We start from the raw sequence: 7,015 nt of genomic DNA, 5'->3' as shown, positions 1-7,015 counted from the left end.
ATAATAAGTGTATATTTCTTTCAAAATATACTGTGCCATGCCGGGCACACACACCAACTTCAGCCGATCAGCGGCCCATTCCAAGCAATAGGCTTAGCACAAGGGCACGCAGCCGGGAAGTTTTGATACATCATGCATTAGCAAATCGGTAATAATTGACTTACTCGAATGAGCAACATTATAGTTAAATATAGGGGTCAAGAATTAGAAATGAATCCGGGCTGGGTACATGATATAATGTTTCTTTTGGTAAGAGAATTCGAACGTAATCCAGATGTAATAGAAAAATATAGTCTTCAGGAGATTATTAAGGACTATAAGTATTTCTATTCTATTCCAGGGGATGCGTTTTATGATCCAACAGATTTTGATTGCATATTTAACGACAACCCGGATCGCCACAGTTTGTTTCTTATCACGTTGGGATTAATAAAAGAAAGCTTACTCAGTGACGATAACTATTTGACTTTGCAGGATATAGAAGGAACTGTAGATATCGGAACGAAGTTCGTAGGCGATAAAATTGATAAAGAAAAATTGATTAAAAAAATTGAGGCGATTGAAGACCTTTTGAACAATAGAAACGCATGATAACAATGCATATAAGTCATGCCGGCAGAGTTGATAATTAATTATTAAATCCGACTGCCGGCACGCTTTATATGCGAACGTTAGGTTGCATTATAAATAAAGATGAGAGAAAAGGATAAGGAATTGCTCTTACTGTTTATCTTAAGAACATCCATGTACACTGGAGAAGAGACAAAGGAGAGAATAGTTCCTTTCTTGGACGGTTATGAAATAGGAACGGAAAACCAATGTAATTTCACGCTTTTGCTAAGCAAGTGTTTGAAGGATAAATATCACTATGAATATAGAGCTTTGGGTTGGCCATATCAAATTGAGCAATTTGCAAAGAAAAGAAGGATAAGTTGGATAGCAGCTTTTAAAAGAGTAAGCCTAGAATTGCTCAATGAATCTCACTCTGGTGAATTCCAACAAAAGTTTAATGACTTTATAAGAAAATGGACAGAAAGTCGAGTGGAGAATATTAAGATACCCTTTGGTTATGGATGGGTAGAAAATTGGTTAGGCATCTGTGATGTAAAACAAGATTGGTTCAGGAAAATATGGACGAAAGAAGAATTGAAACTACTTACTCAGCTTAATAATGAAATTCAAACAATTAAAAAGGAGTGTAAAGAGCGTATTAAACCAACTGATAGATTGCTAGTATACGCAGACAATTTTGTTAAACACACAAGAAAGAACGCAACCTAACATCGGCTTTAATCGGCCAGCAGCCCGCTGACCGCACAATTCTACGCATGAGGGACTGCCGTCGTAAAGCTTTGTTCATTAGCTGTTACTAAAGAAAAGATGAACCGATACAAAGTCTTACTTATTGGACTAGTACTTGTGGCTGGGGTAGTTCTTACCAGTATGGTAGTTAAGTATTACCTAGAACATCCTATTCTGCTCAAATACGCAACCTTTACAGCAAGAAATCTTGGAACACCTTTACAAGCTGATGTGTATACAGACGAAAAATTAAACGATAGCATTAAGGTGTTTTCCAATGGTGACTCCTCTATCTTACTTTATCTGAGTGACACCCCTCAAATAGGTAGAGTGATTATGGTGAATTGGGAACACAACATGGTTGGAATACCTTCGGGGGCTACTATGAATGATTATGACTTCTTTTGGGGGCAGCTTTTTCAAAGTGAAGTTGGCAGAAGTATTGCTCCCTTCAATAGTGTTAAAATCAATCACTCCTTCAATCCTAAGTTAATTCATAGAGGGAATGAGATAACATTCATTATTGCTCCGCCTACTGATGAGGAATTTAAATACCGATTTAGAACAGTAAAAATCATAATGAAAAGCAACAGCTAACGCCAGCTCAATCCCGTTAACTTAAGGCTAAAAGTTGGCATGGGTAGTTAGTAAAGGGTAAGGTTGTAGGCACTAGATTTATTATAAGTATTGGCTGTTTATCTTTTCTTCCATTACTTAACCCATAGATTTTGTTGCCCTTCCTACTTAAAGGGATGACTATAAAGCAGGAAACAGAATTAGGTTCAGATAGCGGCTTTGTAGTTGAACTCGGTTTGGTGGCGTGCATGGAGCCTACTCATCTTGGGTTTTCTCGGCCTTGGCTCTACTTCTATTATTTGTTCTAGGCTTTCTAAAAAGCGATGCAAAAGAAAAGAGAGTTTTTCCAGTAAACTCCTCCAGCCGCTGATGAATAAGGCTGCTAGTCCTCTTTTTAAGCTATCCAAACTTACATTGCGGTTGATTTGATAAAGGTATTTTCTGTGCTTGCACCGCTCTTTAAGCAAAGGCTGAGCAGCCAGCATAAGAATGGTCTGCAGATTGAACATAATAGCCACACTCCATAGATCCTGTTTGCAAGCCAAGGCTGAATAGCCACTAAAAATGGGCGCTTTGAATATATTCTTAACTTGATCAAAGCAGGTTTCCACTCCCCATCGTTTTCCATACAGCCAAGCAAAGTCTGAGACAGTAAAAGCAGGCGATAAAAGGGTGGTAAGCAGGACTTCTGTCTCACCAGTAGAGAGTTCTACCCGGATTAAGCGATAAGTAAGGGTATGATACTTGGATTTAGGTAAACCTGTTTTTCTCAGTTCCCGCCAAGCTCTTTCCTGTAGGGTTTCTGTCACCAGGGTTTCCTTTAGGCCACTTTCTAAAAAGTGTCTAATCTGGTGGAAGCCTTCTTTAGTTTTCATCCGAATTAAGCAAGGCGAACCATAATGTCGATGTAAAAAGACGATAATATGGGCACCAAAATTACGGTCATAGATGGAAAGTACATCTTTAGGTAGCTCTTGTATGTAGGGCTCAACCAGCCTTATTTCCCCGATGCGTTTGTTTTTAAGCCATAAACGGGCGATAATTTTATTGAGCAGATCAAAGTAACAAAGCAACTTTACAGAAGCCACCGTCAGATGTTGATTTTTGTGGGTACCGATGGTTTGCGTATCAGCGTTATCAGGCAGTTTTACCACGCTGCCATCACAGGCCCATAGCCGGTAGCCTTTGAAGCGTTTGATCGGGGCTTTTTGATAAAATTGCTCGACTAGAAGGGAAAAAAAGTGTTCAAAAAATTCTACTTTGAGTTTTCTGCGAGCTTTACTGAAAGCAACTTTGGTAGGCGGGGAAAGAGAAAGAGCATCAAAATATTGATTGAGCTCTACCTGCAAGCTTTTTTTAAAAGAGAGAGAATTAACAGAAAGGTGGTAGAAAAATCTAGTTTGCGTTTGCGGGAGAAATCTTGTTGACGCATCGTGTAAGCGGAGGGGTTGAAGGAAGTTTTCTGCAGAAAGCCTTTCAATTCCTTGAAGATGGAGAGGTGGAAACTGTTCATAGGGGTAAGATTTAGGTAAACAATTCTATCCAAGATACGCCTATTTTTCTTAAGTTAACGGCAGTGAACGCCAGCTTCGACCGCCAACCAGCCCTTCCTCATCGAAGGCCAAACCGCAGCGGGACTGGTATGCGGGAAGCTTTGTTACATGTGCGACTCGTTTTCTTGAAAGATCGAGAGATCGGGGAAAGAAGCAGCGTAGCAATACGCTGACAACTCAACATTCGAACAGGTGAGACTGTTAGTCAACTCCTGTCCTAAAAGTGAATTAGTGAATGCATTACCCCCACTACTAGCCTTGACAAAGCTAGGAGTGAATGCAGGGGTAAAAAGCAGGTAACGCTAAGCTCTCTAGCGAACCCCTGCAAGCCGGAAGGTATGGACAGCGTACAGCGAAGCTACTCTGACCCATCGTAAAAGCTGATAAGCCCACGTGAGCTACAGGGCTTAACCAAAAGGGTAAAGGATATAGGGGCTGGCGGCGATGGATCCGACCAGTGTTCACTCCCAACAAACCCGGTGGAAAGTAGCGTCCTGTCCCTTCGCAAAACGAATGTTGGGAACGAGGAAAAGCTTCGTGTTTTCTTATCTAGCAGTTGTCTCGACAACTTAAAGGTAAGTAGGTAGTCAGCCGCACAAACACGAAGAGTAGGATTGTCTAAGAAGCCAATGCTCCTGGTAATGCAGGAGCATTGGCTTCTTAGACACCTTAGAATTGGCAGGTAAAGTCTTCAGTAGGAGTGAACATGTTATGAGCACGGATGCAAATCTGATGTATGAATGGAAAGTCCAAACCATAGGTTTACTTTCAAGCTCTGAAAGCGAATTTACCAAGCTTCTCATTTGAGAGGTACTCCTTGACAGGGAGCCAATCCAAGGAGGAGCCGGATGATGTGAAAGTGTCAAGTCCGGTTCTGGAGGACCAGCTCAGGAGGTGACTCCTGGGCTGAGTCTAACTAGCAGTAAATGAATGAAAGAAGATATAGAAAGGCTAAATAGAAAAATATGGCTACTTCGCATGGTATTCATTTTACTGATACTTACAAGTTGCCTATTACTTGTTTATCAACAGACCGATTATGTAATTCTTCTGTTACTTGTGGTGATAACTATAGGATTTATCACTCTTGATAGAGTACAAGTCGAGTATGATAAATTAGATATAACCAAATACTATCTATTTGGTTATATTAATAAACATTATAAGATACAAATAGCTGACATTGATTATATATACACAGTTAACTCAGAAATAGACCCATACAATGAATCATGGATGTACACTGAAGAAATTTTCAGTGGAATACTGATTGACTCTTTCAGACCAAAGTATAAGAGAGTACTGCATAAAGTAGTTTATAAAGAGAAGGGCAAAGAAAAAACCTTACGAATTAACTTGTCAAAAGAAGATCATAAGGAAATTGACAAAAAGATGAGAAAATTTAAAACATCTTACTGCTAACATCAGCTTCGACCGCCTACTTGCCCTGTCTGAGCGCAAATCCTCAACACGATGGGCATAGCAGCGGGAAGCCATGTTACGTTATTCGTAATTGATTTAAATTAAAAATGAATAGGTTAATTCACAAAACCTTAATAGTAATAATAGTATTTTTCTTTTCCGGTTGTAAAGAACAGATGAAAGAGGAAAAATGTGAGTTTAGGACAATGAAAAGGATGAAAACCTTTAGTAAGGGCTTGGATGATACTCGACAATATCAACATATGTTGTTGATTAAGGATTTCAGTAAATCCTGCTTTGATAGCTTGACTTGTATGAAATTATTGCGCAAGTATATAGATACTGCTTCAGTTGACATACCTATTGAATCAGTTTCATTTCATAATTCAGGAGAATGGTATTATAATCCTAATCCCTGGGTAAAGGATGCTACAGAAGATCCTGATCAGATAAATGACCAAATGGTTACAGCAATAATCAATGATGATGGAAGTTATGAATTCGTTTTTTATGATGATAATGGGGGAGTAAGCTATCGAGGAACAAATTGGCAACAATCGAATTAATTATAATAAAAAACGCATAACACCCTTCACTTCGGCCAGCAGCCCGCCAACGCCTAAAGCTCCAGCATGAGGGCTTGCCGTCGAGTGCTGTTGGTGCATTATGTGGCATAAAATAGAACAATAAAAATGATGACAGAAGACAAAGCTGAGGAACTGAAATATATAAGAGAGATACTTGAGAAAGAGAAATCTGTACTTGAATTGCAAATCAAATCGGCAGTAGATCTTGCTCAGAAAGCTGATTTAATGGGTAAGATAAACTTGATTAAATTTTCTCAAGAGCTTCTCAGACGTTGTTTTGAATATAATCTGATACCTCGGAACATTTGGAGAAAAGTACCTATGCCTGATCACCAATACTCTGAATATAGATTAATGCAAGATTTTGAAACTGAAGACAGGAAGAGTTGGGAGGAAGTACCCAACTTTAGACTTCACGGTGGAGAGGTTATAATAGGATAAATAACGCCACATAACGCTAGCTTCAACCGATCAGCGGCCTAGCTCACCACAAGGCTTTAGCTAGATGACACGCTGCCGGGAAGCTTTGCTACATTATGCCCAATAGAAGAATTAAATGAACTTAGTATATGATGAAAAGTTGTGGTTTTTCCACAAAGGATGCCAAGGGAAGCATTATCTGATTGGCAACCCTCATACCTTTAAAGGCAGGATGTGGGCATGGTGTGAACATAAACAAAGAAGCTTTTTTGTATCTAAGTCTGAAATAAGCGAATGCTCAGAACAGACAACATATTGGATAGCAGGGTTCTTAACAGGTAATGAGCCGTCGCCCCCAACAGACAAAGAGGGAGACGTCAACTTCGAAAGCCAAGAATATAAAGCATGGCAAAAAGCGACGCAAGAATTTAGACAAATCGGTTATTGGCCGGAAGATGAACAATAAACAACTAGGGCATAACACCAGCTACGAACGACCAGCGGCCCGCCTCACCTCAGGGCTGACGCATGAGGGCACGTCGTCGTGTAGCATTGGCCCACCATTGGTGATAATTAAAAGAAGAGAATGAATTTAGTTAATCTACAATGGTGGCATCCTCGGGTGAGACCTGATAAACAACAGGACTTGTATTGGGATAGTCTGATCCATCCGGAAGATTTAGTAATCGCCTACGAATACCCATTCCAGTCAAGTATATTTTATGTGGAAATGGCAGAAGGAGATTATATATTCATTAAACAAAATAACTTTAGATTAAGAGTTAAAGCTTCTGCTTTACAGCTAGTTGTTTATGAAGGCTTTTATATGGGAAATAAGGTACAGGTAGTTTCTAAGAATGGAGCCAATTCCGTAAAAGAAGGAATAATTAAGAGCATGGCTTTTCATTTTAAAGCTAATCGGCTGTTTTATCTGCTAACTGATTTAACTGGACGAGCAATGAAAAAGAGATATTTCTCCGACGATCTGAAAAGAATAAAAGAATAGAAAAGAACAATCACCAACAGCAAATTCAGGCCGTCAACCGGTGCTTCACAGCTAAAGCCTAAGCACAGCACACGGTATGCGGGAATTTTTGATACATGTGCGACTCGTTTTCTTGAAAGATCGAAAGATCGGGGAAAGAAGCAGCGTAG

Annotated in this window: 10 protein-coding genes; 8 read left to right on the top strand and 2 right to left on the bottom strand. The window is 39.6% G+C overall.

Annotated elements, in window-relative coordinates; translation table 11 throughout:
* Positions 1-168: 168 nt before the first annotated feature.
* The 3 genes from Q0590_RS36135 to Q0590_RS36125 all read left to right on the top strand — a co-directional run bounded on the left by Q0590_RS36135 (position 169) and on the right by Q0590_RS36125 (position 1,899).
* Positions 169-591 carry a hypothetical protein gene (locus Q0590_RS36135; protein ID WP_302042557.1) on the top strand — a complete coding sequence of 141 codons (423 nt, stop codon included), beginning with the start codon at positions 169-171 and terminating at the stop codon, positions 589-591.
* Between the two features lie 102 nt (positions 592-693).
* Positions 694-1,281: a hypothetical protein gene (locus Q0590_RS36130; protein WP_302042556.1), complete on the top strand. Its 588-nt coding sequence runs from the start codon at positions 694-696 to the stop codon at positions 1,279-1,281.
* Between the two features lie 99 nt (positions 1,282-1,380).
* Entirely contained in the window at positions 1,381-1,899 is a 519-nt protein-coding gene (locus Q0590_RS36125; RefSeq protein WP_302042555.1) for a hypothetical protein, read from the top strand.
* 185 nt (positions 1,900-2,084) lie between these two features.
* Here the strand turns inward: Q0590_RS36125 and Q0590_RS36120 are convergent, their stop codons facing one another.
* Together Q0590_RS36120 and Q0590_RS36115 are read right to left on the bottom strand one after the other, a co-directional pair.
* Positions 2,085-3,227 carry an IS4 family transposase gene (locus Q0590_RS36120; protein ID WP_302042554.1) on the bottom strand — a complete coding sequence of 381 codons (1,143 nt, stop codon included), beginning with the start codon at positions 3,225-3,227 and terminating at the stop codon, positions 2,085-2,087.
* On the bottom strand, positions 3,218-3,391 hold the full coding sequence (locus Q0590_RS36115) for a hypothetical protein (protein ID WP_302042553.1): 174 nt from the start codon (positions 3,389-3,391) through the stop codon (positions 3,218-3,220). Before Q0590_RS36115 ends, Q0590_RS36120 begins: the two co-directional genes overlap by 10 nt.
* 970 nt (positions 3,392-4,361) lie before the next feature.
* Between Q0590_RS36115 and Q0590_RS36110 the strand changes: the two genes are divergently transcribed.
* The 5 genes from Q0590_RS36110 (at position 4,362) to Q0590_RS36090 (ending at position 6,866) form a co-directional block, all read left to right on the top strand.
* Positions 4,362-4,853: a hypothetical protein gene (locus Q0590_RS36110; RefSeq protein ID WP_302042552.1), complete on the top strand. Its 492-nt coding sequence runs from the start codon at positions 4,362-4,364 to the stop codon at positions 4,851-4,853.
* A gap of 107 nt (positions 4,854-4,960) precedes the next feature.
* A complete protein-coding gene (locus tag Q0590_RS36105; protein WP_302042551.1) occupies positions 4,961-5,419 on the top strand; it encodes a hypothetical protein in 459 nt (152 codons plus the stop codon).
* A gap of 126 nt (positions 5,420-5,545) precedes the next feature.
* Positions 5,546-5,881, top strand: coding sequence for a hypothetical protein (locus tag Q0590_RS36100; protein WP_302042550.1), 336 nt, complete (start codon positions 5,546-5,548; stop codon positions 5,879-5,881).
* Positions 5,882-5,996: 115 nt separating this feature from the next.
* A complete protein-coding gene (locus tag Q0590_RS36095) occupies positions 5,997-6,326 on the top strand; it encodes a hypothetical protein (protein ID WP_302042549.1) in 330 nt (109 codons plus the stop codon).
* Positions 6,327-6,446: 120 nt separating this feature from the next.
* Entirely contained in the window at positions 6,447-6,866 is a 420-nt protein-coding gene (locus Q0590_RS36090; protein WP_302042548.1) for a DUF6960 family protein, read from the top strand.
* The last annotated feature ends 149 nt before the right edge of the window (positions 6,867-7,015 follow it).

Origin of the sequence: Rhodocytophaga aerolata (assembly GCF_030503435.1) — a bacterium.
GTDB classification, from domain to species: Bacteria; Bacteroidota; Bacteroidia; order Cytophagales; family 172606-1; genus Rhodocytophaga; species Rhodocytophaga aerolata.
Note: the sequence above shows the minus strand (reverse complement) of the source record. Positions and strands in the feature narration are given on the sequence as shown.

Bases quoted from the DNA above. Each gene is read 5' to 3' on its own strand.
- Q0590_RS36100 (WP_302042550.1), top strand. From the start codon at position 5,546: ATGATGACAGAAGACAAAGCTGAGGAACTGAAATATATAAGAGAGATA.
- Q0590_RS36125 (WP_302042555.1), top strand. From the start codon at position 1,381: ATGAACCGATACAAAGTCTTACTTATTGGACTAGTACTTGTGGCTGGG.
- Q0590_RS36130 (WP_302042556.1), top strand. From the start codon at position 694: ATGAGAGAAAAGGATAAGGAATTGCTCTTACTGTTTATCTTAAGAACA.
- Q0590_RS36115 (WP_302042553.1), bottom strand. From the start codon at position 3,391: ATGAACAGTTTCCACCTCTCCATCTTCAAGGAATTGAAAGGCTTTCTG.
- Q0590_RS36095 (WP_302042549.1), top strand. From the start codon at position 5,997: ATGAACTTAGTATATGATGAAAAGTTGTGGTTTTTCCACAAAGGATGC.
- Q0590_RS36090 (WP_302042548.1), top strand. From the start codon at position 6,447: ATGAATTTAGTTAATCTACAATGGTGGCATCCTCGGGTGAGACCTGAT.
- Q0590_RS36135 (WP_302042557.1), top strand. From the start codon at position 169: ATGAGCAACATTATAGTTAAATATAGGGGTCAAGAATTAGAAATGAAT.
- Q0590_RS36110 (WP_302042552.1), top strand. From the start codon at position 4,362: ATGAAAGAAGATATAGAAAGGCTAAATAGAAAAATATGGCTACTTCGC.
- Q0590_RS36105 (WP_302042551.1), top strand. From the start codon at position 4,961: ATGAATAGGTTAATTCACAAAACCTTAATAGTAATAATAGTATTTTTC.